This is a genomic window from Longimonas sp. (genome assembly GCF_040409695.1).
Taxonomy (GTDB): Bacteria; Bacteroidota; Rhodothermia; order Rhodothermales; family Salinibacteraceae; genus Longimonas.
The window spans coordinates 1-26,496 of record NZ_JARWGJ010000063.1 but is presented as its reverse complement, the minus strand read 5'-3'; the positions used below and the strand labels follow the sequence as shown (position 1 = coordinate 26,496).

Annotated in this window: 23 protein-coding genes and 1 tRNA gene; 7 read left to right on the top strand and 17 right to left on the bottom strand. The window is 58.6% G+C overall.

Translation table 11 applies throughout. From position 1 onward, the window contains the following. Window positions 1-150: 150 nt before the first annotated feature. Window positions 151-1,731 (top strand): sodium:solute symporter, encoded by a 1,581-nt coding sequence (locus PPP56_RS03825; protein ID WP_353562709.1) that lies wholly within the window; start codon window positions 151-153, stop codon window positions 1,729-1,731. Between the two features lie 148 nt (window positions 1,732-1,879). Here the strand turns inward: PPP56_RS03825 and PPP56_RS03820 are convergent, their stop codons facing one another. After that, window positions 1,880-3,073 carry a PQQ-dependent sugar dehydrogenase gene (locus PPP56_RS03820; protein ID WP_353562708.1) on the bottom strand — a complete coding sequence of 398 codons (1,194 nt, stop codon included), beginning with the start codon at window positions 3,071-3,073 and terminating at the stop codon, window positions 1,880-1,882. A 187-nt stretch (window positions 3,074-3,260) separates the two neighbouring features. On the opposite strand from PPP56_RS03820, the gene PPP56_RS03815 reads away from it, so the two are divergent. Both PPP56_RS03815 and PPP56_RS03810 read left to right on the top strand, forming a co-directional pair. Continuing rightward, the gene (locus tag PPP56_RS03815; RefSeq protein WP_353562707.1) at window positions 3,261-4,421 is read left to right on the top strand and encodes a glycosyltransferase; all 1,161 of its coding nucleotides are present in this window, start codon (window positions 3,261-3,263) and stop codon (window positions 4,419-4,421) included. Between the two features lie 119 nt (window positions 4,422-4,540). Next, a complete protein-coding gene (locus tag PPP56_RS03810; RefSeq protein WP_353562706.1) occupies window positions 4,541-5,410 on the top strand; it encodes an MBL fold metallo-hydrolase in 870 nt (289 codons plus the stop codon). Window positions 5,411-5,606: 196 nt separating this feature from the next. On the opposite strand, the gene PPP56_RS03805 is transcribed toward PPP56_RS03810, so the two are convergent. The 16 genes from PPP56_RS03805 to PPP56_RS03730 all read right to left on the bottom strand — a co-directional run bounded on the left by PPP56_RS03805 (window position 5,607) and on the right by PPP56_RS03730 (window position 22,971). Then, window positions 5,607-7,037, bottom strand: a complete 1,431-nt coding sequence (locus tag PPP56_RS03805; protein ID WP_353562724.1) for an NAD(P)(+) transhydrogenase (Re/Si-specific) subunit beta — start codon at window positions 7,035-7,037, stop codon at window positions 5,607-5,609. Between the two features lie 9 nt (window positions 7,038-7,046). Further along, entirely contained in the window at window positions 7,047-7,355 is a 309-nt protein-coding gene (locus PPP56_RS03800; RefSeq protein ID WP_353562705.1) for an NAD(P) transhydrogenase subunit alpha part 2, read from the bottom strand. Between the two features lie 68 nt (window positions 7,356-7,423). Then, a complete protein-coding gene (locus PPP56_RS03795) occupies window positions 7,424-8,575 on the bottom strand; it encodes a Re/Si-specific NAD(P)(+) transhydrogenase subunit alpha (RefSeq protein WP_353562704.1) in 1,152 nt (383 codons plus the stop codon). A gap of 102 nt (window positions 8,576-8,677) precedes the next feature. Continuing rightward, window positions 8,678-9,388, bottom strand: a complete 711-nt coding sequence (rnc, locus tag PPP56_RS03790) for a ribonuclease III (RefSeq protein WP_353562703.1) — start codon at window positions 9,386-9,388, stop codon at window positions 8,678-8,680. A 198-nt stretch (window positions 9,389-9,586) separates the two neighbouring features. Beyond that, window positions 9,587-12,490: an excinuclease ABC subunit UvrA gene (uvrA, locus tag PPP56_RS03785; protein ID WP_353562702.1), complete on the bottom strand. Its 2,904-nt coding sequence runs from the start codon at window positions 12,488-12,490 to the stop codon at window positions 9,587-9,589. A gap of 250 nt (window positions 12,491-12,740) precedes the next feature. Continuing rightward, entirely contained in the window at window positions 12,741-13,445 is a 705-nt protein-coding gene (locus PPP56_RS03780; protein WP_353562701.1) for a cell division protein ZapA, read from the bottom strand. Between the two features lie 12 nt (window positions 13,446-13,457). Continuing rightward, window positions 13,458-13,829: a hypothetical protein gene (locus PPP56_RS03775; protein WP_353562700.1), complete on the bottom strand. Its 372-nt coding sequence runs from the start codon at window positions 13,827-13,829 to the stop codon at window positions 13,458-13,460. 193 nt (window positions 13,830-14,022) lie between these two features. Next, window positions 14,023-16,479, bottom strand: coding sequence for a phenylalanine--tRNA ligase subunit beta (gene pheT, locus PPP56_RS03770; protein WP_353562699.1), 2,457 nt, complete (start codon window positions 16,477-16,479; stop codon window positions 14,023-14,025). A 64-nt stretch (window positions 16,480-16,543) separates the two neighbouring features. After that, a complete protein-coding gene (gene pheS / locus PPP56_RS03765; protein ID WP_353562698.1) occupies window positions 16,544-17,554 on the bottom strand; it encodes a phenylalanine--tRNA ligase subunit alpha in 1,011 nt (336 codons plus the stop codon). Window positions 17,555-17,774: 220 nt separating this feature from the next. Continuing rightward, complete coding sequence (gene rplT, locus PPP56_RS03760) at window positions 17,775-18,128, bottom strand: 50S ribosomal protein L20 (protein ID WP_353562697.1); 354 nt, start codon at window positions 18,126-18,128, stop codon at window positions 17,775-17,777. Between the two features lie 143 nt (window positions 18,129-18,271). Beyond that, window positions 18,272-18,466, bottom strand: coding sequence for a 50S ribosomal protein L35 (gene rpmI / locus PPP56_RS03755; RefSeq protein WP_353562696.1), 195 nt, complete (start codon window positions 18,464-18,466; stop codon window positions 18,272-18,274). Window positions 18,467-18,759: 293 nt separating this feature from the next. Next, on the bottom strand, window positions 18,760-19,281 hold the full coding sequence (gene infC / locus PPP56_RS03750; RefSeq protein ID WP_353562723.1) for a translation initiation factor IF-3: 522 nt from the start codon (window positions 19,279-19,281) through the stop codon (window positions 18,760-18,762). A 153-nt stretch (window positions 19,282-19,434) separates the two neighbouring features. Beyond that, entirely contained in the window at window positions 19,435-21,408 is a 1,974-nt protein-coding gene (gene thrS / locus PPP56_RS03745) for a threonine--tRNA ligase (RefSeq protein ID WP_353562695.1), read from the bottom strand. A 169-nt stretch (window positions 21,409-21,577) separates the two neighbouring features. Then, window positions 21,578-21,651, bottom strand: a tRNA-Val gene (locus PPP56_RS03740). Window positions 21,652-21,834: 183 nt separating this feature from the next. Continuing rightward, window positions 21,835-22,440 (bottom strand): dephospho-CoA kinase, encoded by a 606-nt coding sequence (gene coaE, locus PPP56_RS03735; protein ID WP_353562694.1) that lies wholly within the window; start codon window positions 22,438-22,440, stop codon window positions 21,835-21,837. A gap of 183 nt (window positions 22,441-22,623) precedes the next feature. Then, entirely contained in the window at window positions 22,624-22,971 is a 348-nt protein-coding gene (locus PPP56_RS03730; protein WP_353562693.1) for a histidine triad nucleotide-binding protein, read from the bottom strand. Between the two features lie 446 nt (window positions 22,972-23,417). Between PPP56_RS03730 and PPP56_RS03725 the strand changes: the two genes are divergently transcribed. The 4 genes from PPP56_RS03725 (at window position 23,418) to PPP56_RS03710 (ending at window position 26,185) form a co-directional block, all read left to right on the top strand. Continuing rightward, window positions 23,418-23,831 (top strand): 6-pyruvoyl trahydropterin synthase family protein, encoded by a 414-nt coding sequence (locus tag PPP56_RS03725; RefSeq protein WP_353562692.1) that lies wholly within the window; start codon window positions 23,418-23,420, stop codon window positions 23,829-23,831. A 42-nt stretch (window positions 23,832-23,873) separates the two neighbouring features. After that, a complete protein-coding gene (gene folE, locus PPP56_RS03720) occupies window positions 23,874-24,527 on the top strand; it encodes a GTP cyclohydrolase I FolE (protein ID WP_353562691.1) in 654 nt (217 codons plus the stop codon). Between the two features lie 136 nt (window positions 24,528-24,663). Further along, window positions 24,664-25,365: an SDR family oxidoreductase gene (locus PPP56_RS03715; protein WP_353562690.1), complete on the top strand. Its 702-nt coding sequence runs from the start codon at window positions 24,664-24,666 to the stop codon at window positions 25,363-25,365. 283 nt (window positions 25,366-25,648) lie between these two features. After that, window positions 25,649-26,185, top strand: coding sequence for a YiiD C-terminal domain-containing protein (locus PPP56_RS03710; protein WP_353562689.1), 537 nt, complete (start codon window positions 25,649-25,651; stop codon window positions 26,183-26,185). Window positions 26,186-26,496: the final 311 nt, after the last annotated feature.

Here is a 26,496-nt window from a genome sequence, read left to right as displayed (position 1 = left end):
TGCTCTCCACACCTACCACAATAGATGAGCGGGCTTGACCACTACCGTTCTGTTCGGTAGACTGCAACGCTTCCTCTTGTGCGTTCCTGGACTTCGCGTCCAGGTAGCGCGTTGAATCCATCATACCGGTGCGAACCAACTTTATCCCGCATGACTGATTTCCCGATTAGCACCCTCGACCTGTTCATTATCGGGGGCTACTTTATTATCGTGTTCGGAATCGGCTACTACATCGCCAAGCGCATCGACACCGGCGAAGACCTTTTTCTCGCCGGGCGCTCGCTTATGTGGGGCACCATCGGGCTGTCGCTCTTTGCCTCCAACATCTCCAGCACGACGCTGATTGGACTGGCAGGGGATGCCTACAGCACCGGCATCGCTGTCTCAAACTATGAGTGGATGGCCGGGCTCGTGCTCGTGTTCATGGCGTTCTTCTTCATCCCGTTCTTTATCCGATCGCGCCTCACCACCATTCCAGAGTATCTGGAAAAGCGCTTCGACGTGCGCTCGCGAAAGTACTTCTCCGGGCTCACCGTGGTTACCAGCATCCTGATTGATGCCGCGGGGGGCATCTATGCCGGCACGCTGGTGCTTCAGATGTTCTTTCCTGAACTGCCGTTTCTATGGACAGCCTTCGGGCTCGCGCTCGTTGCCGGACTCTACACCGCAGCAGGCGGACTTGCTGCAGTCGTATATACCGACGTAATCCAGGCCGTCATTCTTTTTGTAGGATCTTGCATTATCGCCGTACTCACGTTTGCGCAGTTCGACTTCTCGTGGGCCCAGGCCACGGCGGCCCTCCCTGATGGCCATCTTTCCATGATCCATCCAGTCGATAACCCCGAAGGCCGGCTGCCCTGGCTGGGTACGCTTATTGGCGTACCGGTTCTCGGATTCTACTACTGGGGGCTGAATCAGTATATCGTGCAGCGCGTCCTGGGCGCGAAAGACCTCAAACAGGCTCGCTGGGGCGCCCTCTTGGGCGGACTCCTCAAGCTGGCACCGCTCTTCATCATGGTGCTGCCCGGCGCCTGGGCGCTCACGCTCTACCCCGACCTTCCCGAAGCTGACCTCGTCTTCCCTACGCTCGTTACCGAGCTGCTTCCCGTTGGCGTTGTCGGACTCGTGCTGGCTGGTCTCATCGCAGCCATCATGTCGACCATCGACTCGACCCTGAACGCCGCCTCCACGCTGATCACCGTTGACTTCGTAAAGCCCAACAAGCCCGACCTGACTGCCGAGCAGGTCGGCACACTCGGACGCTGGATTACGATTGTCTTGATGGTTGCAGCTGCGCTCTGGGCGCCGATGATTCTGAACTTCGAGGGCCTCTGGAACTACATCCAGCAGATGCTCTCTTTCCTCGTGCCACCCGTTGTTGCTGTCTTTCTGCTGGGCGTGTTCTGGGATCGCATGGGGGGGCACAGTGCCTTCGTCACACTGGTAGGCGGCCATGCCCTCTCACTCGCAATCTTTCTTTTCTGGGTCAACGACATCATCAATATTCACTTCACAATCATCGCGGGCATCCTCACCGTGCTTTGCCTGCTGCTTGCCACAGGAGTAGCCATCGCATTCGACGAGCAGCCCGAAGCCAAGAAGGTAGACGGCCTCACCTGGTCGAACCGGAGCCTTGAGCCCGAAGAGCCCATGCCCTGGTACAAGGACTATCGCTGGCAGTCGGTTGCGATCGTTGTAGTTACCGTCGTCATGGTTATTGCCTTCTGGTAGGCCCCGCCGCTGCACGCTGCAACAGAAAAGGGCCAGGGGGATGCGTGCGTATGCATCCTTCTGGCCCTTCTTTGCTGAACCATGTACCGCTCTGTTGCAGATAGCGGCCTGTGCCAGCTAAGCCCGCGGCTCAACCCACGATACCGGTTCACGATACCGGTTCGAGGCGAAGCAGCTCTCCGTTCGACTCATCGGTCAGCAGGTAGATAAACCCATCGGGGCCAACGCGCACATCGCGGATGCGGCCCAGCTCGTTACGGAGCAGTTCCTCCTGATGCACAACCTCGTCGCCATCGAGCACGACGCGGCGCACATGCTGATGCGCCAGTGCTCCGACAAAGATGTTGTTCTCCCAGCCTGCAAACACGTCACCGGTGTAAAACGCCATGCCTGAAGGCGCAATGGAGGGCGTCCAGTGAATGACTGGATGGACAAATTCGTCGGTCTCATCCGGATCGATGCCGATGGGCGAATCGTCACGGTACTCGGTGCCATATGTGGCTTCGGGCCAGCCGTAGTTCTTGCCAGCCTGTACGATATTCAACTCATCGCCGCCCCGGGGCCCGTGCTCATGCGACCACGGCACGCGTGTCTCCGGATGCAGGTCAATGCCTTGCTGATTGCGATGGCCGTACGAGAAGTGGGAGTCGCGTACGCTATCGTCTCCCACAAACGGGTTGTCAGCAGGGATACTGCCGTCGTCATTTAAGCGCAGCGTAGCCCCTGAGTCGTCCTGCGTATCCTGTGCCGGATCGCGCAGTCCGCGGTCGCCAATCGTCACGAGCATGGTCCCATCATCCAAGAAGAGGATACGCGACCCGTAATGGCGCCCGGGCTCGTGTGCAGGCTCCTGCGTGTACAGCACCTCGAAGTTCGCAAGCGCATCGCCCTCAACCTGAGCGCGTGCTACCGTGGTCGACGTCACTTCGTCGCCCTGCGGCGATGAGTAGGTGAAATACGCCCACCCGTTCTCTTCGTATTCCGGATGGAGCACCACGTCAAGCATTCCGCCCTGGTTTACCGAACGGATTTCAGGAAGCCCGGTAATCGGCGTAACCGTGCCGTCCAGCGACACCCGGTTCAGGCGTCCGGGGCGCTCTGTAACCAGCATATCGCCCTCTGGCAAGAACGCAACCGCCCACGGATGCTCCAGATTGTCGGCCAGTTGCACGACCTGAAACGTTTCCTCTTCGCTCTCCACCCGCTCCATTACGACCTCGCCTACGACATCCCCTTCAGACGCCGCATCATTCTCAGGAGTGACTTCAGAAGAGGCGTTTCCGCATCCTACCAGGGCCAGCCCGAGGAGAACGACGACGCTATACGATAAAAGTCGGTGCATATCTTTAAAGTCAGCTATGATAAAAAACACGGTACATTGCAATTAGTAGATACGACACGCACAGGCTACCTACCCGTTTCTTGTACGCTATACAATGTTACGGTTTGTACTCGGATTCTCATGATTGGCTCTGTGCACCCTTATGGGGCACCTGTGCCCTGCATGTTCTGCTGTCTTCCCCAATGCGATGTCCCCTGTGCTCTCGCCCCCCTACGCCCCTATCGTCCACATCGGACCGGCTTATCCCTATCGTGGGGGCATTGCGCACTTTACCGAGTGCACCGCCCGGTCCTTAAAAGAGATGGGGTATCCCCCTGTACTGTGCACCTTCCAGCGCCAGTATCCTGAATGGCTCTTTCCCGGTCGCACACAGACCGTTACCGATACACCACCCCCACCCGACCTTCCCATCCCCCATCGTCGCATCGATACGCTAAACCCACTTTCGTGGCACCGCACCGCCCGGTGGATGCAAAACGGTCCCTTCGGAGGCGCCGTCATCCAGTACTGGATGCCGTTCATGGCGCCCCCCTTTAGCTGGTTGGCCTGGCGGATGCGTAGCGCTGGGCGCCCTGTCGTAGCCGTAGTGCATAACGCCCTTCCGCATGAGCGCCATGTGGGCGACAGGTGGCTCAGCAAAGGGTTTCTTCACCAGATAGACGGTGCCATTGCGCTCTCGGACACGGTAGCACGCGATGTACACGCACTTGCGCACGACCTTCCCGTCCTTCAAGTTGACCACCCTACCTATACCCGATTTGGCCCCGCACCTGACCGCGCTACTGCCCGTGCTCAGCTTAACTTACCTGCTGAAGGGCCCATCGTCCTTTTCTTCGGGTTTGTACGCCAATACAAAGGACTTGACCTTTTACTCGATGCCTGGCCCGACGTACAGGCTGTTCACCCCGATGCCTGGCTCTGTGTAGCAGGCGAAGCATATGATGCCCCCGCCCCATACCAGGCTCAGATCGACGCGCTCCCACAGCCAGACCAGGTGCGGTGGGATGACCGCTACATTCCAGAACGCGAAGTGGCCCGCTACTTTGCGGCAGCCGACCTGGTCGTGCAGCCGTACCGCCACGCCACCCAGAGCGGCGTTGTGCGCGTAGCAGCCCACTTCGACCGACCCGTTGTCGTTACCGATGTCGGCAACCTGCCCAATGCTATCGACGAGGGGCGCACCGGCTTCATCGTTCCGCCCGAATCCCCAGGGCAGTTAGGGGCTACCGTGGCACGTGCGTTGCAGCCTGAAACGCTGGCCTTGCTTTCGGGGCCAGATACCAACGAGGGGGCATCCGGCGCGCTTGCCCATGCTCTGCACGAACTGCTACGTAACGCCCGTCTGTGAACTGCATACCCGCTGGTTCGTACCGATTCCTGGCATAAGGGCATCCTGAGCATACGCTTCGCTTCTCCCTTTCAGGTATGCCCACTATCTGTACTTTAGACGCCTACCCGTTTTCAAACATGAGCAGTACCCGCATCTCGCACGACGACGTGGCTGGACTGAAGTCCGGGCGCTGGCCAATCGGGCTCAATACAAGCAGCGTGTGTTACCGCATTGGACACACGTTGATTGACACTGGCCCGCCCAATCAATGGAAGGCCGTGCGCCGCTTCGTGGAAGACGAGCACGAAGCGCATGGCATTGAGCGTGTCGTCTGCACGCACCACCATGAAGACCATGCCGGAAATGCAGCACGTATCCAAGAGCTTCTGGATGTGCCGGTGTATGCTCCCGAAACCAGCTTGAAACGGCTACAGGAGGGTTTTTCGATTGAGTGGTATCGCCGTGTCGTGTGGGGCACACCTCCTCTACTTAACGCAGAGCCCCTTCCCGAGCAGCTTCCTCTGTCGATAGGAGCTACGCTGCACGCCCACCCGGCGCCCGGCCACTCCGACGACATGGTGTGCCTGCACGTGCCCGAACGCCGCTGGCTCTTCACCGCTGACCTCTTCCTATCGCCTCGCGTCGCGTATTTGCGCTTCGACGAAGACGTATACGCTCTCGCCCAATCGCTGCACGCCATGGCCCAGCTTCCCGCTGACGTCCTCTTCTGCGGGCATCGTGGCGTGGTGGATGCAGGCGCCACAGCCCTCAAGCAGAAGGCACGCTACCTCGAAGCGCTCTGCGGACAGGTCAAACGCCGGTATCACCGCGAAGGGCAGTCACTGGATGCCATCCAGCGCGAGTTGCTTGGGCGCGAGGGCATCCTGCGCTGGTTCACCGGCGGCGACTTCTCGAAGGCGAATCTCATCGCTGCCTGCGTCCGCTCCAAAAACGACAATGCCAACGACCTGCCTGATATGATCAGTACGCCGACGCCGATGCAATAGAGCAGCAGTAGGGTGATTGAGGCTTGAAGAGTGGGTCGGTTTCGTACGGTCCTTTCCCCTCTTCAACGTGTCGCCATGGTGAGCCAGGCAAGAGCCTCCTCGGTTGGCAGACAGACGCTACGCAGAACAGATGGGGCCGCTAACGTCTGCTATTGTCATCGTTAACAGCGCACGACCGCTCCTTACGCGCTCCTTACTACAGCCCCTTCACCGCTTCCGTTGTCTCACCAACGGCTTCTTTCGCATCCGCAAAGAGCATACGGGTGTTGTCCTGATAGAACAGGCTATTGGGCACACCTGAGTAGCCGGGACTCAGGCTGCGTTTGATGACGACGACCGTCTCGGCCTCGTCTACGTTCAGGATCGGCATCCCAGCGATCGGGCTGCCCGACGCCTCGCGCGCTGCCGGGTTCACCACGTCGTTGGCGCCGATGACGAGCGCTACATCGGTTGAGGAGAACGCGCTGTTGATCTCGTCCATCTCGTAAAGCTGTTCGTACGGCACATCCGCTTCAGCCAGCAGCACATTCATGTGGCCCGGCATGCGCCCTGCAACCGGATGAATTGCGTAGCGCACGTCTACGCCCTTTGCCTGAAGCCGGTCGGCCAGTTCACGTACGGCATGCTGGGCCTGCGCCACAGCGAGTCCGTAGCCTGGCACGATGATGACGCGCTCGGCATAGGTGGCAAGAATCGCCAGATCTTGCGGACTTGTCTCTTGCACGCTCTTGCCTTCGGGAATGTCGAGCGCATCGCTCGTGGCGCCATCACCCCCGAATCCACCCAGCATAACGTTAGCCAGGGAACGGTTCATTGCATCGCACATCTGCATGGTGAGCATGAACCCGGCAGCGCCTACCAGCGTGCCGCTTACAATGAGCGCGGTGTTATCGAGAACGAACCCGGTAGCGGCAGCTGCGAGTCCGGAGTACGAGTTGAGCAGCGCCACCACCACGGGCATATCAGCCCCTCCAATCGGAAAGACGAGGAAAAGCCCCATGAGAGCCGCCGCTACAGCGATTCCGATACCTGCGTACAGCGTAATGTCGGGGTCGGTGGCAAGGTCAGGCGCCCCGATAAGCAGGAAGGCAACACCGGCAATGCCGCCCAGCAAGAGCAGTGCGGTCACGAATTGGACGCCCGGAAAGGTAATGGGATTGCCCGACAGAATGCCCTGCAGTTTCCCAAAGGCAACCAGACTGCCGGTGAACGTGACCATGCCGATAAGCAGACTCAGCCCGATGACCAGCGCCAGCGTAGGCGAGTAGGCGCTCGTATCCACCAGACGGCTCCCTTGCAGGTACTGGGCAAGCTCAGCGCCTGCCACAAATGCGGAAGCTGCCCCTCCGAATCCGTTAAACACCGCCACCAGTTCAGGCATCGAGGTCATGGGCGTGCGGAACGCAAGGAGCGCTCCGATAGCGCCCCCGATCACGACACCGGCCAGCAGAAGCGGCCACGACAGAATATCGTGAATGAAGAGCGTGGCCACCACCGCGGTGAACATGCCCAGTGCGGCCAGCGCGTTTCCGCTGCGGGCCGTGGGCGGCGTCTGCATGCGCTTCAGTCCAAGCACAAACAGCACAGCCGAAAGCAAGTACGCAAGTTCAAGAATAGGCATTTTCAGGCAGGGGCGTTATGAGGACGCGGAGGCATCGGCGGAAGAGGGGGGCGTTTTCTTGCGACCAAACATGCGTAGCATGCGGTCGGTGACGAGAAAGCCTCCGACTACGTTGATTGTGGCTACGACCAGAGCGCCGAAGCCGAGCGCAGTAGCCCACCATGCATCGCTCATTCCAGCCGCAATGATGGCCCCTACAATGGTGATCCCGCTGATGGCGTTGGCCCCCGACATAAGCGGTGTGTGAAGGGTCTGCGGTACCTTAGTCAGCACTTCAGTACCAAGCAGAGCGGCCAGCACGAAGATGATCAGGTTTTCTATCATAGCGGATGTGGAATTAGCGAAGCATCAGCAGGACATTAACAGCGCATTAACAGGGGGGCAGCAAGACGTCAGGCATCAGGCAAATCGGAAAGCATGGTGCGCACGCGCTCGTTTCGGATCGTGCCCTGGTGTACAGCACACATTGCATCGGTCACTTCGTCGTCGAAGTTGAGGGCAAGGCCGCCTTCGTCGTCGAGCAGGTAGTCGAGCAGAGATCGCACGGTGTTTGCAAACAGGTCGCTGGCATGCACGGGCATCGTAGCCGGTAGATTGGTTGGACCCATGATGTGCACGTTATGCTCGGTAATCGTAGTGCCGGGCTCGGTGAGCGCGCAGTTGCCTCCGTTTGGGGCGGCCAGGTCCACGATAACGGACCCGGGCGCCATGTCTTCTACGGCTGCTTCGTTGATCACGAGCGGGGCGGGGCGTCCCGGAATAAGCGCAGTCGTAATCACAACGTCCGACTTGGCGATGTGTGGACGTAGTAGTTCAGGCTGCCGTTCTTGCTTGGCCTGTTCAAGCTCCTTCGCGTAGCCATCGTCTCCTTCAGAGAGCGACGTGTCGAGCTCCAGATTTACGAATGAGGCGCCAAGGCTTTCGATTTCCTCGCGCGTGGCGTCGCGAATGTCGTAGCCTCGCACTTTAGCACCCAGGCGCTTTGCCGTGGCAATAGCCTGTAGTCCGGCCACGCCGGCCCCGACTACCAGCACACTGGCCGGACGAATAGTGCCAGCCGCGGTGCTCATGAGGGGGAAGAACTTGGGAAGGCGCAGTGCAGCTTCCAGCGTGGCCCGGTAGCCCGCCAACGAGCTCATCGCAGAGAGCACATCCATCGACTGGGCCCGCGAGATGCGAGGCACCAGCTCCATGGGCAGCGCAGTAGCCCCCTGGTCGGCGATATCACCCAGTGCCTCAGGGCTATCGAGGGGCTGCAGTAACCCAAGAATGGTCTGGTCGCTGCCGATACGGCGGCGGCGTTCAGGAGGGGGAGGAGACAGCACCAGCACGAGATCAGCGGCAAACGCCTTGTCGTCGTCGCCAATCGTGGCACCGGCCGATGCGTATGCATCATCGGAATAGTGCGCATGCGCGCCCAGTCCCGATGCCACGGTCACCTCTACCCCGTGCGCATCTATCAACTGCTCCACAACCTGCGGAGTAAGAGCCGCACGGGTTTCATTGTCGGCAAACGGGCGCGGAACGCCTATTGTGCATGACATAAGCGAGCAGTGTTGGTGGGTAGAGGCTGTATAGTAAGTTGCTATGAATGGACGTACAGCGCAGTTGATCGTTTACGACCCACCAACATCGTTACGGGTATACTACTCGTTTTTAAGTGCTTGAACTGCTTCACGGGCCGCACGCTGCTCGGCTTCTTTCTTGGCCGGTGCGGTGCCCCGCCCGAGGACCTCCCCTTCGACAAGGGCCTCGACAGTAAACGTGTAGTTGTGATCAGGCCCGGTGCGGTCAACAACCGTGTACGTGGGCAGCGGGCGCCCTTCGCCCTGCAGATGCTCTTGCAGCAGGCTCTTGTAGTTGCGATTCTTGTGCACAAGCGCGTCGAGGTCGACCGCATCCAACAGGTAGTAACGGGCAAACCGGGCCGCAGCCTCGTGGCCCCGATCCAGGTAGAGCGCGCCCGTGATTGCTTCAAAGGCATCGGCCAAAATGCTCGGGTTAGATCGTCCGTTGTTGCGCTCGGCGTTGCGACTCAGCAGCAAGTAGCTCCCCAGATTGCACCGGCGCGCAGCTTGGGCGAGTGAGCGGCCGCTTACCAGACGTGCACGCATCCGCGAAAGGAACCCCTCATCCTCGTCCGGAAAGTGCGTATAGAGTGCCACACCAACCAGCAGATCTAAGAACGCATCGCCCACGTACTCCAACCGCTCGTTCGATACATCAAACGGGTTGTCTGCCTCACGCAGGCACGACCGGTGCGTAAGCGCGCGGTGATACAGCGAAAGATTGTCAATGTCAGTCCCGAGAAGCGACGCCAGGTCGGACGCCGAGGGCCCGTGCGAGGCTGTGTTCATGAGCACGCGTGCTGTGTGTAGAGGGATGCAAACGGATTATCACCCGTTCAATGCCGCCACCCAACACAGCGATCCACAGCCCGCCGCCACCCAACACAGCGATCCACAGCCCGCCTCCCCGCCTCCCTCCTGGCCCATGCTTGCAGGTCTAAGGCAGAAGCCAATCTCACTCGCCGAGTTTCTCGGAGCACAGGGGCTCTACAAAGCTGTCTTTAGAAACCGCCCGGTATGGCTGGTGGGATGCGCGGCGACATCTTCGGGCGTGCCGGTTACGACAACTTCGCCGCCGCCTGTGCCCCCATCGGGACCCAGGTCAATGATGTGATCAGCGTACTTGATGACATCCAGATTGTGCTCTACAATGACCACCGAATGCCCGTGCTCAACCAGCTGGTCGAAGGCGTTTAGGAGCTTGCGGATGTCGTCAAAGTGGAGTCCGGTCGTGGGCTCATCGAAGATATAGAGCATGCGATCGGTATGACGCCCACTCAGGTGCGAGGCCAGCTTGATGCGCTGCGCCTCGCCGCCGGAGAGCGTGGTGGAGGGCTGCCCGAGCGACAGATAGCCGAGCCCGATGTCTTGCAGCACCTCCAGCTTGTTCGTCACTGCCCGCTCGCCTTCAAAGAAGTCGGCGGCCTCGTCGACGGTCATTTCCAGCACCTCGGCGATGTTCTTGCCGTTGTACGTCACGTTCAGCACCTCCTGCTTGTAGCGCCGTCCGTTACACGCCTCACACTCCAGGTAGATATCGGCCAGAAACTGCATCTCCACCTTAACGACGCCCTCGCCCTTGCATGCCTCACAGCGTCCACCCGCTACGTTAAAGCTGAAGAAGCCCGGCTCATAGCCGTGAATCTGCGCCTGCCGCGTTTCGGAAAACAGCTTACGGATGCCGTCGAATGCTTTCGTATACGTGGCTGGATTCGACCGTGGGGTGCGCCCGATGGGCTGCTGGTCGACCATCTCAACGCCATCGACAAACGTATGGCCACGAATGTCGTCGTGCGCGCCGACCGTACCATCGCCGCTCCCTCCCTTGAGGCGGTGCAGTCCCTCGTAGAGCGTCTGCTGTATGAGCGTCGACTTACCCGAGCCCGACACGCCCGTCACGCACACAATGCTATCGAGCGGAATCTCAACATCGATGTGGTTCAGGTTGTGCTGCCGCGCGTTCGTCACAACCAGTTTTCGGTCGGATTCGGGCGTGCGCCGTTCTTCAGGCACCGGGATGGCCGTGCGCCCGCTTAGATACTTGCCAGTAAGCGAGTCTGCATCGTCGAGCACCTCGTCGTACGTCCCCTGAAACACCACCTCGCCGCCAAACTGTCCAGAGGCCGGCCCCATGTCAATGAGATGATCAGCTGCCTCCATCGTAACCGGGTCGTGCTCAACTACCAGCACAGTGTTGCCCAGGTCGCGCAGGCGCTGCAAGATGCCCACAAGCCGGTCGTTATCACGCGGGTGCAGCCCGATGGTCGGTTCGTCGAGCACGTAGAGCGAGCCCACAAGCGAGGACCCAAGCGAGGTTGACAGGTTGATGCGCTGGCTTTCGCCCCCGCTGAGCGTCTGGGCCAGCCGGTCGAACGTGAGGTAGTCAAGCCCTACATCGACTAGGTATTCCGTGCGGGTGCGCAGCTCTTCGAGCACGCGCCCAGCGACCTCTTCTTCGTAGTCCGAGAGTTCGATATCTTGAAAGAAGTCGAGCGCCTCGCGGGTCGTCATGGCACATACCTCTCCGATGTGCCGGTCGTTGATCTTGACGTAGTACGCATCCTCGCGCAGGCGGTAGCCGTTGCACTCCGGACACGTAGAGTAGCCCCGGAAGCGCGCTCGAAAGATGCGGTAGTGCGTCTTATACGAGCGCTCGTCCAGAAACTCAAAAAAGCCGTTCAGTCCGATGTACTGGTCTTTGCCCTCCCAGATAATGTCGAGCTCCCAGTCGTCGAGCTCGCGGTACGGACAGTCGATATCGATCCCTGTTTCGGCGGCCACCCGAATGAGCTTACGGAAGTGCTTGCTCCACTTATCGGTGCGGAACGGCGCCAGCGCGCCTTCGCGAATCGAGAGCCCTTTGTTGGGCACAATCAGATCCGGGTCGAGTCCGGGCACGCGTCCGAATCCCTGGCACTCCGGGCACGCCCCCACCGGACTGTTAAAGCTAAACATGAGCGGTGTAGGCTCTTCGAACTCCATGCCATCACGCTCGAAGCGGGCACTGAAATGGAGCTGCGGAGCCGGCCCGCTGGCGTCGTCGCTACGGCGGCGGGCCACCTGCACGACACAGCGCCCTTCGCCTACATTGAAGGCCTGCTCGACCGATTCGGCCACCCGGGTGCGGGTAGCGGCGTCGCCCTGCTTCACCTTAAGCCGGTCGATGAGCACCAGCAGCCGCTTGCTGCCGTAGTTGTTGACCTTGCTTGGGGGCGTTTCATTGAGATCGAGCACATCGGGGCGCTTGCCACGCTTGGCCTGTTTTTCGGTAGGCAACAGCAAAATGCGGAAGAACCCGCGCTCGCGCAGGCTCTTGAGCTCGTCGCGCAGCGCACGGTTGCGGTCGGGCACCGGACAGCACAGGTAGTAGCGCACGCCATCGTCCAGCTCCTCTTCGATCGAAAGCGCCACACTCCGCGGCGTATCTTTGGTGACGGGCCGCCCGCTCACCGGCGAAATGGTCGTGCCGATGCGCGCGTACAACAGCCGCAGATGATCATACACCTCGGTCTGGGTAGCAACAGTGGAGCGGGGGTTGTTCGCCGTGGTTTTCTGCTCAATCGCAATAGCCGGCGCAAGCCCTGTAATCAGATCGGCATCGGGCTTATCCATGCGCTCCAGGAACTGCCGGGCGTAGGCGCTAAGGCTCTCTACGTAACGCCGCTGGCCCTCGGCGTAGATCGTATCGAAGGCAAGGCTCGATTTCCCGGATCCCGACGGCCCCGTAATCACTGTAAGGGTTTCGCGCGGCACATCCAGGTCGATGTCTTTCAGGTTGTGCTGTCGCGCGCCACGCACTACGATGTGGGTGCGCGCCTTCTTTCGTGCCTCGGGCGAAGCATTGGCAATGACAGGATCTTGTGGGGGCGCCGTATCGAGCGTTTTGGTCATAAGAGACGCGTTGACGTCAAAGGAACGAAACTGACGAACACCACAGAAACGGAGGCTGCTCCATTATGATGCTTTTAGCGCCTCGTTAAGAGTTGACAGTGTGGTAATGAGTCGCATCTGAGGACGCTCGAAGCACGCGACGTGGTGCCGTTCTGGTTCGCTCGTCGACGAGAGCAACGTGCGCAGATTTTTCGGGCGACCCTTCGTGTGCTATGTTGCAAGAGCAGCATGTAACGCTTGCAATGTAATTCTATCTGCGTGACTCGTCGCGGTCTGCAGATTCCGAGGAATCGCTATCCGGCTCGATAGCTGGTTCAGGATGAGGCGTGTCAGCGTCTATGTGACCGTCAGACATCGGCGAAAAACTACTCTCGTAGCCTTCTCTGGTAGGCGGTGGCGTAGCCGCTTCACGACCTTCCGTGGATTGGTCATCATTAGAGCTTTCGGTTTCATGCTCGCTCCCATCGGAAGATGTTGTGCCGGGGTCTTCCGTATCATCGACACCGGCTTTTCCATCTTCATCTGTTAGGCCGTATGCCCCCTCTCTTTTGCTTTTTTCCTGCATTGCAGGCTCAGAATCGGGCGCCTCTACCTCTGTAGGCAGCGCATCAGCCAGACGCTCTGAGAGCTGTGTGATTGCTTGAACGAGTGCTTCTTCGTTCTGTGCATGCACTTCTCGCTCACGTGCGTGGGCTTGCTCTTGCTGCTCAAGTTCGCGCTCACGCTCTGCGAGTGCCGCCCGGAGATCGTTTAGCTCCTCGGCCATGGCAAGAGCGGTGATAACCGACGTTGTAAACTCCGCCTGCTCCGGATGCTCTTTCTGGAACGCCTTCATACGGGCGTTTACCTGAGAAGCCAGGTTACGGGTCGTTTCTTCTTCGCCCTCTCGCACCCGCAGGGCATACTCTCGGCCCAAGATGTGCACGCGAATCGGTTTCATATCGTTGGTAGCCATAACCAGAGGGGGCTATGCAAGAGACGTGTCGCCGACATCTGAATCGGGCGGAGGCGGAAGATCGTCCAGCAGCGTGTCTATCGTCTGAATGTAGCGTTCCAGCTCCTGCTTCAGTGCGTCGGCATCGGCATCTTCCAGCGCAAACACAAGGCTGTTGGCGGGCACATCGGGCTGTTCAGCAATTTTATCTTCAAGCGCCTGTACCCGGGTGCGGAGCTCTTCGTTTTCGGATTCAAGCGCCGCGATATGCTCGGTGGCCGCATCTATCTGGGCAACAAGCATCTCTACGGAGGGGCGCACCGCATCCGACAGCTCATTCAGCATCGCCGCGGAATCGGCAGGCCACGCGTCGTTCTGTTCAGATGAGTCAGCGTTGGCAGCCATAAAGATAGGATGCACTTAGCAAAGAAGTACGCTATATTATTTTCTTATCTTTCTACCATAGCAAATGATCATCGCATGTGCAAGTAACGTCTACATGCGCGGAGCTATTGCCTCGTGCGACATAATTGGGTAATAGTGGTAATAGCACGAACCACGAAGAGTACGCCCGGCGCTCGTGGATGTGCCGACGCTTTTATTGCTCCCGTAACGTAGCGCCATGCTCGTTGCTAAGCGCCTCCCGAATGCGGCGCATGCACGTGTCAATTTCGGCGTCGGTGAGCGTCCGGTCCGATGCCAGCTGCATCGACAGGGCCACACTCTGCTTGTCGTCCGGAATTCCTTCTCCCTGGTACAGGTCGAACAGGTCGACATGCTTCACGAGGGGTGCACCCGCTTCACGGGCCGTATCAAGGAGAGGCCCAACGGAAGCGTCGGCATCTACCAGCACTGCGAGGTCGCGCTCTACCACGGGTACACGGGGCATCGGCGTGTAGCCTGTGCGCTCGGCAAGCGCACGCACAACCGCAGGCCACTGCAGTTCAGCCACCAGCACCGCATCGGCCAGGTCGTAGTGGTCGGCGGTGTCGGGGTGGATGCAGGCGAGCGTGCCCAGCGGAGCGCCGTCAGCAGCAATGTCAAGCGCGTAAGCTACGTAGCTTGGCGTGTCTGTAGCCGGCGCGAACTGCACAGCCGGAACGTTGAGCGCGTCGAGCAGATCGGCTACGGTGCCTTTCAGATCGTACACATCGGTGTTGCGCGTGGCGCGATCCCAGTGCAGCGGAGCCTGCGCTCCGGTCGCGGCAATCAGCAGCGACTCGTGCTCACGCACGCCAGGCACCATCGGGGTTTCGTCGGCTGTAGCGCGGCGCATCACACGGCCAAGCTCAAACAGGCGTATGGCGTCTTGCCCGTGGTTGCGGTTGTGCTGAAGCACGCTGAGCGCGCCGGGAAGTAGCCGCGGACGCAGCGCAGCCATCTCTCGCGAGATGGGGTTGCGTGTCTCAACGACGGGCGTGTCGCCAGGGTTGAACTGCTCGGCTACATCGAGCGGGAGCATGCTGTTGGTGTAGATCTCGCGGAACCCGTATCCACGCAGCAGGCGGCGGACCTCCGTGCGACGGGTTCGCTCGGCGCTGTCTTCTGCAACCGTAGCAGGTATCTGGATGTGTTCAGGACGCGGGATGCGGTCGTAGCCATGCAGGCGCGCAATCTCTTCGATCAGGTCTTCCTCTATCGTAAGATCTGGGCGCCACGTGGGAAGCGTGCACCGAAGCGCATTGCCCTTCGCATCTACCGAAATGCCGATTGATTCGAGACGACGGCGCATGTCATCACGCGTAAGGGCGGTGCCCAGCAGCGCGTTGGCCCGCTCCGGACGCAACGTAGCCGTGCGCGGCTCAGGCAGACGCGGATGCGCGTCGATCATGCCGCTAACGCGTGTGCCGCCGGCAAGCCGCACCATGAGCTCTGCAGCGCGAGCCGCCGCCCATACCTGTCCGTCGCGGTCTACCCCGCGCTCAAAGCGATACGACGAGTCGGTCTGCAGCGCCAGCGCTTTGGCCGTGCGGCGAATCTGCGAGGGATCGAAGTACGCGCTCTCAATAAGCACCGTGGTCGTCTCTTCGGTCACTTCGGTGTCGGCCCCGCCCATAACGCCGGCGATAGCTACCGGACGCTCCGCATCCCGAATGAAGAGCGTTCCTGCCGCACAGGTGCGCTCCTGGTCGTCGAGCGTGGTGAATGTGGTTTCGGCATCGGCGGTGTCTACGTGGATGGTGTTGCCACGTAGCGTGTCGGCATCGAACGCATGGAGCGGCTGGCCGCACTCGTGCAGCACGAAGTTCGTGATGTCTACGATTACGTTGCGCGGGCGAAGCCCGATGCGCTCCAGGCGCTGCTGCAGCCAGAGCGGCGACGGACCTACTGTAACGTCCTCTACGCACAGCGCAACGTAGCGCGGGCATGCTTCAGCGTCGCCGATCGACACGCTGAACCGCTCGGAAACGGCGCCACCCTCTTCGGGCATCTCCACAGCCGGCCGGTGCAGCGGGGCACCGGTTAGCGCCGACAAGTCGCGGGCGATGCCCAGATGACTGGCCGCGTCGGACCGGTTGGGGGTCAGGTCAATGTCGAGCACCGTGTCGGTAGGCGTTGCCTTGTGCGCACGCAGATAGTCCACGAACGGCATTCCGACAGGCGCATCGTCATCCAACACCATGATACCGGCTGCGTCGCTGGTCAGCCCCAGCTCGTGCGCGGAGCAGATCATGCCGTTGGACTGCTGGCCGCGGATCTTTCGGGCGTCGAGCGTAATGGACTGGCGTTCGTCGCTTCCCTTTTCAGCAGGTAGCTCCAGGGTAGTGCCTGTGGGCGCCACCGGCACGCGCTGGCCGGTTTCCACATTGGGGGCACCACAGACGATCTGCACCGGCTCTTCGGCGCCCATGTTCACATCGCAGAGCACCAGCCGGTCGGCATTCGGATGTGAGCGCACCGCCTCAATGAGGCCAACCACGACCCCGTCGAGCGGCTGTCCGTGATGCGTGATGCCGTCTACCTCAAGCCCAGCCATGGTGAGCAGGTCGGCAATGGCATGGGCGTCGGCTTGCGGAGCGGCGTACGAGCGCAGCCACTGAATGGAGCAATCCATGAAGCGAGAAAGCGTTGTGCGGAAAAAGAGTCAGGGGGGATGCGAAGCGCGGGCTGCTGGCATACTAAAACTGCTGCAGGAAGCGCAGATCGTTCTCATAGAACACCCGGATGTCGTCGATCCCATGCTTAAGCATTGTCATGCGTTCTACGCCCATCCCGACGGCATAGCCGCTATACTGCTCGGGGTCAACGTCAACGGCACGCAGCACATTGGGGTGCACCATACCACAGCCAAGGATCTCAAGCCAGCGCCCGCCCTCCTCATGGCTGGGGTCGGCCCACCAGATATCGACCTCGGCACTGGGCTCGGTGAATGGGAAGTAGCTCGGACGGAAGCGCAGGCGTACGTCGGCGCCAAAGAGCGCCTGGGCCAGCTGATAGAGCACCTGCTTCAGGTCGGCCATTGAGACGTTCGCATCCACATAGAGCAGCTCAACCTGATGGAACAGGCAGAACGACTTGTACGAAATCGCCTCGTTGCGATAGACGCGGCCGGGCACCATAACGCGCACCGGCGGCTCAGTGGCCTGCAACACACGAATCTGACCAGGCGAGGTGTGCGTCCGCAGCAACGTGGGGGTATCGACCGGAGCATCCTTCACGAAGAAGGTGTCTTGCATGTCGCGCGCCGGGTGGTCGGGCGGGAAGTTAAGCGCGGCGAAGTTATGCCAGTCGGTTTCGACCTCGGGCCCCTCGTAGGTAGCAAAGCCCATCCGCTCCAGAATATGGAGGATCTCTTCAAGCGTCTGCGTAAGCGGATGCAGCGAGCCCTGGTGCTGACGGCGACCGGGCAGCGTAAGATCAAGATCGGTGCCGGTGTCGCCTGAGGCTTCTTGGGCCAAGCGTTCATGCGCCGCGTCGAGCTTCGCCTGCGCATCCGTCTTAAGCGCGTTGAGGCGCCGCCCAAAGTCGGGGCGCTCCTCGGGAGGCTGCTCGCCAATCTGACCAAACAGGTCGGGGATGCGCCCCTGGTTGCGCCCTAAGTACTTGATGCGGAAGGCTTCGGCTTCCTCCTCGCTGGTAATAGTTTCAGCTTCAAGCTCAGCGCGGAGGGCAGCAATCGGGTCGGCCATGAGAAACGGAACAACAAGAGTAGGTCTACGCGGATGCTACCTGCACGAGCAGCGTTGGGCAGGAGCATTAAGGAGGGTACGCCGTGCGGCTCTGTTTGGAGATCCCGAAAGGACAAACACGGCAACATAGAAAATCCCGCCAGGCCTGCTGAGAGCAGCAGCGGCGGGATTTTGGTCATGCTATGGAGCACAAGGGCTACGGGCAGTGCCCTTTCAGCAGTTACGCCTGCTCCATCACATGATCAACAACCTGCGAAAAGGCCTCGGGATCGTGCACGGCCAAGTCGGCAAGCACCTTACGGTTCATATCGAGATCGGCTTTGCGATAAGCCCCCATGAACCGCGAGTAGCTTACGCCCTGCTTACGGGCAGCGGCATTGATGCGCGTAATCCAGAGCTTGCGGAAGTTACGCTTGCGCTGCCGACGATCGCGATAGGCATACTGCAGTGCCTTTTCTACCGAGTGCTTGGCGGAGCTGTATGTTTTGCTCCGACGGCCCCAGTAGCCTTTGGCCATATTCAAAATTTTCTTGCGACGGCGCCGGGTCTGCGGCTTGTTTGTTGCGCGTGGCATGGTGGAAGGTCGTTAACGGATAGAAGGTAGAAACAACGACAGGACCTGCACCTCACGGAGTCCACGAGGCATACCTGACTGCAAACGCTCATCAGGCGGAGTGTCTGTTGCGGTGAGCAGCTGCGCAGTGCAGCGTGCTCCGGTTACGAGTTAATCATCTGCTTGATGCGCTTCTCCTGCGTTTCGTCGACGGTCGTGTCTTTACGCAGCTGACGCTTGGTCTTCGGCGACTTCTTCGTCAGGATGTGGCGGCGGCCTGCTTTCTTGCGCTTTACTTTGCCGCTGCCAGTTTTCTTGAAGCGCTTGCGTGCGCCGCTGTGCGATTTCATCTTAGGCATAATATCAAAACTATCGATTCCAAAGAGGGCGTGTGATGTAGATCGCCGCATGGCGGAGATACAAGCCCCGCACAGAACGGACATGCATCAATGGAGACACCCCGACGTGCGTTCCACGCCAGGGTGCTCATTTGGGTTGGGCCTCCGCAAAAATGATGGAGTCTCCACATCCAGCGCGTGCATCACGCCGATCGTGCAGACTATGCCGTATGTTAGGGCACAATTCCGTGGCGCTACGGCGTGGGTGCCTGTGTACAGGAGGGCTGTACGTGAACCCCGTGTGGGAAAACGCCTTACTTTTTCTTCTTGTGAGGCGCGAGTATCGTGGTCATACGCCGCCCTTCCATCTGGGGCGCCTGATCGATCCGTGCCAGGTCTTGCACATCTTCAATGAGACGACGAAGCAGATCCATTCCCTGATCCTTGTAGATAATGTCTCGGCCTCGAAACTGCACGTACGCCTTTACCTTGTTACCATCGTTCAGGAAATCACGGGCGTGGTTCTTTTTGAACTCATAATCGTGATCGTCGGTGCGTGGTCGGAACCGAAGCTCCTTCATCTGCATCGACTTCGACCGCTTCCGCTGCCGCTTCTCTTGCTTCTGCTGCTTGTAGCGGTACTTGCCGTAGTCAATGATCTTGCATACGGGCGGCTCGGCATCCGGAGCAATTTCAACGAGATCAAGGTCATGGTCGCGGGCGCGATCCAGGGCGTCTTCGAGATCCATGATCTCGTGATCGCCTTCTGGTTCAACGACGCGTACAGTGCCGGCGCGGATCTCTCCGTTTACGCGAACTTTATCAGCTTTAGCGATAGTAAATCAGGAGGTTTGTTGAGGAATATAAGTACGATTCGGTGATATATCTGCACGCACCGTAGCGACGGTGGGTTCCGTTGCAGCTTCCATGTATCGGTTTTTACCAGGTGTGCTTTTCACCCCCTCTAACAACGCGACCTCATACCTACTTCACGACCATGCCGCCCGCATTTCAGCATCCATCTGCTCGATGAACGCATCTACAGAGATAACCTCTTGCTGCCCATCGCCGTGGGCACGCACGGCAACCGTTCCCGCTTCTTCTTCGCGCCCTCCGACAACAAGCATATATGGAATTTTCTGCGTTTCGGCTTCGCGGATTTTGTACCCGACGGTATCGTCGCTGTCGTCAACGTCGACGCGCAGGTCGGCCTCCCGAAGTTGTGCTGCTACCTGGTGGGCATAGTCGTTGAAGTCGGCTCCCACGGGGATGATCACGGCTTGTACCGGTGCAAGCCACGCGGGGAAGTTGCCGCCACAGTGTTCGATCAACACGCCAATGAAGCGCTCTAACGACCCAAACGGGGCACGGTGAATCATGACCGGCCGCTTACGCTCGTCGTTGGCGTCGACGTAGGTAAGGTCGAACCGCTCTGGCAGGTTGTAGTCAACCTGAATTGTACCCAGCTGCCATTCACGCCCAAGGGCGTCTTCTACCATGAAGTCAAGCTTGGGGCCGTAGAATGCGGCCTCGCCGGTTTTTTCAATTGTGTCAAGGTTCATCTCTTCAGCCGCCTCACGAATCGCCTGTTCGGCTTGCGACCAAAGCGCATCATCGCCTACATACTTATCGGTATTCTCGGAGTCACGCAGTGAAATCTGCGCGGTAAACTCGGTAAAGTCGAGCGCTCCGAGCACCTTGAGCGTAAGGTCGATCACATCTTTGAACTCCGCCTTTACCTGGTCGGGCGTACAGAAGATGTGCGCATCGTCTTGCGTGAAGCCGCGCACGCGCGTGAGTCCCCCGAGCTCGCCGCTCTGTTCGTTGCGGTATACCGTGCCAAACTCCGCGAATCGCACCGGCAAGTCGCGATACGAGTGCATATCATGCTTGTACATCATGACATGGTGCGGACAGTTCATCGGCTTAAGCAGGTAGCCGTCTTCTTCGTCGCCCTCTTCGTTGAAGATCATCGGCGGGAACTGGCTCTCTTTGTAGTACGGGTAGTGCCCGCTCGTACGGTAGAGCTTCAGTCGTCCGATATGCGGCGACACAACCGGCTCATATCCCCGCTTCAGCTGTTCGTCTTTCAGCAGGTTGGAGAGCGTCTCACGAAGCGTGGCTCCCTTAGGTAGCCACATCGGCAGCCCGGGACCGACCACATCTGCGTTGAAGGTGAACAGTCCGAGCTCTCTGCCAAGCTTACGGTGGTCGCGTTCTTTGGCCAGACGGCGCTGCTCCAGAAACGCATCAAGCATCTTTTTCTTGGGGAAGCTGATGCCGTAGATGCGCGTGAGCTGTGGGTTCGACTCGTCGCCTCGCCAGTACGCTCCAGCCACGGAAAGCAGCTTAGGGTACTTGATCCGCCCTGTAGAAGGAATATGCGGCCCGCGGCACAGGTCGGTGAAGTTGCCCTGCTCGTAAAACGTGATCTCGCCATCATTGAGCTCTTCAATGAGCTCTACCTTGTACTCATTGCCCTGCTCCTCATAATAACTAAGCGCTTCCTCCTTAGACACTTCGCGGCGCTCATACGTGGCATCACGCTTAGCAAGTTCTTTCATCTTCGCCTCAACCGCCTCCAGGTCGTCGGCCGACAGGGTTTCGTCGCCCAGGTCTACGTCGTAGTAAAAGCCACGCTCAATGGGCGGACCAATCGTGAACTTTACGCCCGGGTACAGCTCCTGAAGCGCCTCGGCCATGAGGTGCGCCGAGGAATGCCAGAACGTTTCTTTGCCCTGATCGTCGTCCCAGGTCAGGATAGCAATCTCGGCAGACCTCGTAATGGGCTGGCTCAAGTCTTGCACCTCACCGTTTACCGTAATCGCCAGTGCCGCACGGGCAAGCCCCGCCCCTATGCTTTCCGCAATCTCACGCCCCGTAACACCTGAATCGTACGTACGTGTCGACCCGTCGGGCAGCGTGATGGTGATGGTGTCTCGATCGGTAGAGATGTCAGCCATAAGAGCGAACAGATTCAGGGGGATACAAGAAAAGCGCTCCGCCTATGAGGGACAAAGCGCTTGAAGGACAACGAGCACATTCAGGGAATGCCGACGCCCCTTTGTGACGCAAGGGCACGCGTTTTCCCAGATGGCTCGCGGTATACAGTAGTATACAGATGAGAGACGGTGGGTCTAAGTGGATTCGAACCACTGACCTCTACGATGTCAACGTAGCGCTCTAACCAACTGAGCTATAGACCCGATTATTTATGACGCACAGCATACATCTGCTTGCTATCTAAAGTCAATGCCCAAAAGCCGAAAGGGATTCCTGCACTATCCAATTCACGGAAAGTTTCGGCGCTAAAGAAGTGGGGCTGGTAATCTATTGCCGGCTGGCCGTACCCCACCGCCCAAACGGAACGCCACCATGTGCTTTCGCTACTATGCCGCAACTTCGGTGGTCAGTCGCTTATGAAGATCCACGACTTGAGCCTTGAGGGCTTCTCGGTCCGCGTTGTTTTGAATTACAAAATCGGCACGTTCGCATAGCTCGTCTTGCGGCAGCTGGTGCTGCATGCGATCGCGAACAGCCTGCTCGGTGGTCTCGTCGCGGTTAACGACGCGCGCGATGCGCAGTTCACTGGGCGCGGCGACCACGACTGTATGGTCTACGTGAGCATCGGCACCGGCTTCGAAGAGGAGCGCAGCTTCGTGCACAAGCAGCTCTACATCATCGGCACGCGCCTGTTCTTTGGCCTCCTCAAAGGCGTCAAATACCAGCGGGTGCACGATAGCGTTTAGCTTCTCCAGCTTATCGGGGTCGCTGAACACCTGTGCAGCCAGATACGAACGGTTCAGCTGTCCCTGCTCATCGTAGCTGGTGCTGCCAAACGTATCTCGAATTAGCGCTCGGGCATCGGCGTCTTCTCGCATGATGGACTTGGCCACCTCATCCGCATAGAAAACGCGGGCGCCAAGGTCGTCGAGCATTTGGCAGACGGTGGTCTTTCCACTACCGATGCCACCGGTTACTCCTAAGGTGATCACGGATACTTGGGTATCTTGGTTGGGAGGAATACCGCCGTGCCCTCTGCTACGAGGCCACAAGGCCTGTAGCGCTGGAGCACGACGCTCAACAGTTCGTTTGCGGTCCGTTTGCGGTCCGTTTACAATGCAAATTGCGACGTGTGGCACACACTTAAAACGCTTGATACAAAAGAACCCACCGAATCATCCGGGAGGCCACTGAAGCTCACGCCCCCCGAGCACATGTACATGCAGGTGATAGACAGTCTGCTGTCCGTCGTCGCCGCAGTTTATAACGGTGCGATATCCGTTATCAAGTCCCTCATCGTGTGCGACCTTGCTTGCCACGCGAAACAGATGCCCAATGAGCGCCTCATCGTCTGGCTCAACATCGTCAATAGTAGGTATGGGCTTGCGCGGAATCACGAGAATGTGCGTCGGCGCCTGCGGGTTTACATCGTAGAAGGCGATGCATTGCTCGTCCTCATAGACGATGTCTGCAGGTACCTCGCCCTCTATAATTTTCTGGAAGATGGTTGGCTCGTCGCTCATACGATGTCTCTCTCTGGATTAAAGGCTATTGGATGCAAGGCGCACCGCCCTTACGCAACGCCGTCCTTACGCAGTTACGGGCACGCCGGGCCTGTACATTCGATCATTTAGCATGTCGCACAACCTATCGCATAGAATGTCTGTTCTGTACGGTACAACACAGCTCGCCGACACGCACGCGCCAAAAATAACGGATCTGTGATAATATCTACGCTACCTCTTGCGCGCCAGTCAACGAGCACATCGCCATGAAGAACTGTAACGCTTCGGTGGCCCGATGAACATGCTCTTTCTTATCCGGTCTGATTGGGTCCTGAATGCTTTTTGTCAGAACAAAGTTTGGCAGGGCTTCCCAACCTGTAGCGCATCCATGCGTCTGTGTAATACACGGGTTGCCTCCTTTCACGTTTACCGAATCTCTGTTTCACTATAGTTCACTGGGGTTTATGCCTACGGTCTATGTAACGCGAAAAACACACTTTAATGCTGCGCATCGCCTCCACAACCCCGATAAGTCAGAGGCGTGGAATGAAGAGATGTATGGCCCGTGTAACCACCCGAACTGGCACGGTCACAACTACGAACTGGAAGTGACGGTTGCTGGCGAACCGGACCCGGAAACAGGATACCTGATTGATCTGGGCGTACTGAAGTCCATCATTCACGAACGGGTGGTCGATAAGGTGGACCACAAAAACCTTAACCTCGATGTCGACTTTATGGATGGTGTCATTCCGTCGACTGAAAACTTCGTAATCGCCATCTGGAATGAGCTTGCCGACGCTCTGCCGAGCGGACGGCTGCACTGCGTGCGCCTGTACGAAACGCCGCGCAACTACGCTGAATATCGCGGGGAATAGGCTTCCTGCCGTCGCTTTTTTTGTCTGTTTTGCTGTTTACCCATGGCTGAAAAGAAGATACTTTCCGACACCTTTGCTGAGAACGGGGCGCCTGATTCCGACTACCCCACCCATTATGAGCGCCGCGACCTGTACGACGCGCAAACCACGCAGTCCGTCGCCGATAACATAGAGAACATCATCGAACAACTGGGCGAAGACGCAGACCGTGAGGGACTTGTCAAGACTCCCGAGCGGGTTGCCAAAGCGTATCAGTTTCTGATGCAGGGCTACGCGCAAGATCCAAAGGCGATCTTACGTCAGGCCATGTTTGAGGAGTCTTACAACGAGATCATCCTCGTAAAAGACATTGAACTCTACTCGCTTTGTGAGCACCACATGCTTCCTTTCTTCGGAAAGGCCCACGTGGCATACATCCCCGATGGGCATATTGTCGGGCTCAGCAAGATTCCGCGTACGGTAGAGGTCTTTGCGCGACGCTTGCAGGTGCAGGAACGCCTTACGCTGCAGATTCGTGACGCTATCGATGAGGTTCTTCAGCCGAAGGGTACCGCTGTGGTCATTGAAGCGCAACACCTGTGCATGATGATGCGGGGCGTGGAGAAGCAGAACTCCTCAACCAAGACCAGCGCCGTAAGCGGTGCTTTCCGCAACCACAGCACGCGCGATGAACTCATGCGGCTCATACGCGACTAACACAGTAACAACCCCTGTTAAACTTCTGGTGACATAACGTTCTGCCCCGAACACCGATGCACGTTGATCAAGGCCGGTTGGCCTCTCAGTACGCTGCCTCACACGAATTATCTCTCGCAACTTCCCTTCTACCTGCATGACTGTCGTTATTACAGGAGCCAGCCAGGGTATCGGGCGTGCTATTGCGCTTGCCTTTTCGGATGCGTACGACAATGCCAAGGTCGCGCTGGTTGCGCGTACAGTCGACAAGCTCGAAGCCGTAGCCGATGCCTGCCAGGAGCGTGGCGCATCCACAATGGTCTGCCCTGCTGACGTGACCAACGACGACGCCGTCTCCATAATGGCTGAGCGCGTAGTCGACATGTGGGGGGCTCCCGACGTACTTATCAACAACGCAGGGGCATTCACCTACGCTCCACTCGACGAACTGACAGCCGACGGCTTTCGTGCGCAGATCGACGTGAACCTGACATCCGCTTTTGTGGTGACGAAGGCATTCCTCCCACTCATGCGCGACGCAGGTGCCGGACACGTTTTCTATACTGCGTCTGTTGCCTCTATTCAAGCTTATCCAGGCAATGCCGGCTACTGTGCAGGAAAGCACGGACTGCGCGGACTGGCGCGCGTTGTTCGCGAAGAGACCAAGAACGAGGGGATTCGCGTTACGACAGTCATTCCTGGAGCTACGCTCACTCCTACCTGGGACGGTGCCGACATCGAGGCGGAGCGCCTGATGCCTGCTTCTGACATTGCTGAAACAGTCGTGCAGGCGTATAAACTCTCTGATCGCACCGTCATGGAAGAGGTGCTGCTGCGCCCCCAGAAAGGGGATGTATAAGAAGAAAATGGATAAGGTTGTTTACTACCGCACAGTCTAACAAGCCACGCTGCTACGGCATGGTTCATGTGTTTCATGTATTGCAACATAGCTCCTTACACGGAATGCGCCACTGTTTTCGGCGTACGCGCATCTGGTCTTGTTACAAATTAGACTGATGCTACAACATCTCATTTCTTTTTTCGTACAAAGAACGTGTGATCAACTGAGGCGTATAGCTGTTCTGTTGTAACTATATGTCTGGATATTGTATCACGCAAGCTAACGACCCCCGCACCACACTATGTTGCGTACCTCTATGACTGAACAGGCGCTGGAGCACCTGGAGCAGCTCATTGTGCAGGAGATGCCGATTACGGAGCACCTGCATTTCTCTCTCAAGCCCGAAGAAGACGGGCGCCTGTGCGCATCGGCCCCGCTCAAGCCGAATGCTAACCACATGGGCACAGCTTTCGGCGGAAGCCTGAGCATGCTGGCCACTCTGACTGGATGGGCCATGATGCATCAGCTCGTCGACAACATGAAGCAGCAGGTTGAGGTGATCATTCAGGAGAGCGACATCGAGTACCTGAAACCAGTCTGCGAGAACATCTCGGTCGTCTGTGAACGTCCCGACGAAGATGCTCTCGATCGCTTTCAAGACATGCTCGATCGCTGGGGACGTGCTCGCCTCGACCTGAAGTGTAAGATCGAAGCGGCCGGCGAATGTGCGTTCACGTTCATGGGCCGGTATGTGGCCCTGGCAAATGACGAGCCTCAACCTGTATCGGATGAGCACTCCACATCTCCTTTAGAGGTCTCCTCTGAGGCGGTCAGATAGGCGCGGGCACAGCAGTGAGCGCAACAAAGCCTTTGTTTGTGGAGGGGAGGGACGCTATCTTGGGCACTCTTTGTTCGGATAAAGCCTCAGACAAGGTCTTTCCCCGAGAGCTTGTCTGGGACCTGGTTTGCACCGGGGATATGGTTCTCGACTTTCCCAGCTCAGCAGGGTTGACCGGAGCCCAGATTAAGTAGGCCCATATAAGAATCTTAGAGTATGTCATTGCGAGGAGCGCCAGCGACGTGGCGCTGTGAGCGGAGCGAACGAGTGCTCGTGGGGTGCAATCTTGTGCCTTCTAAGCAGAATAAACC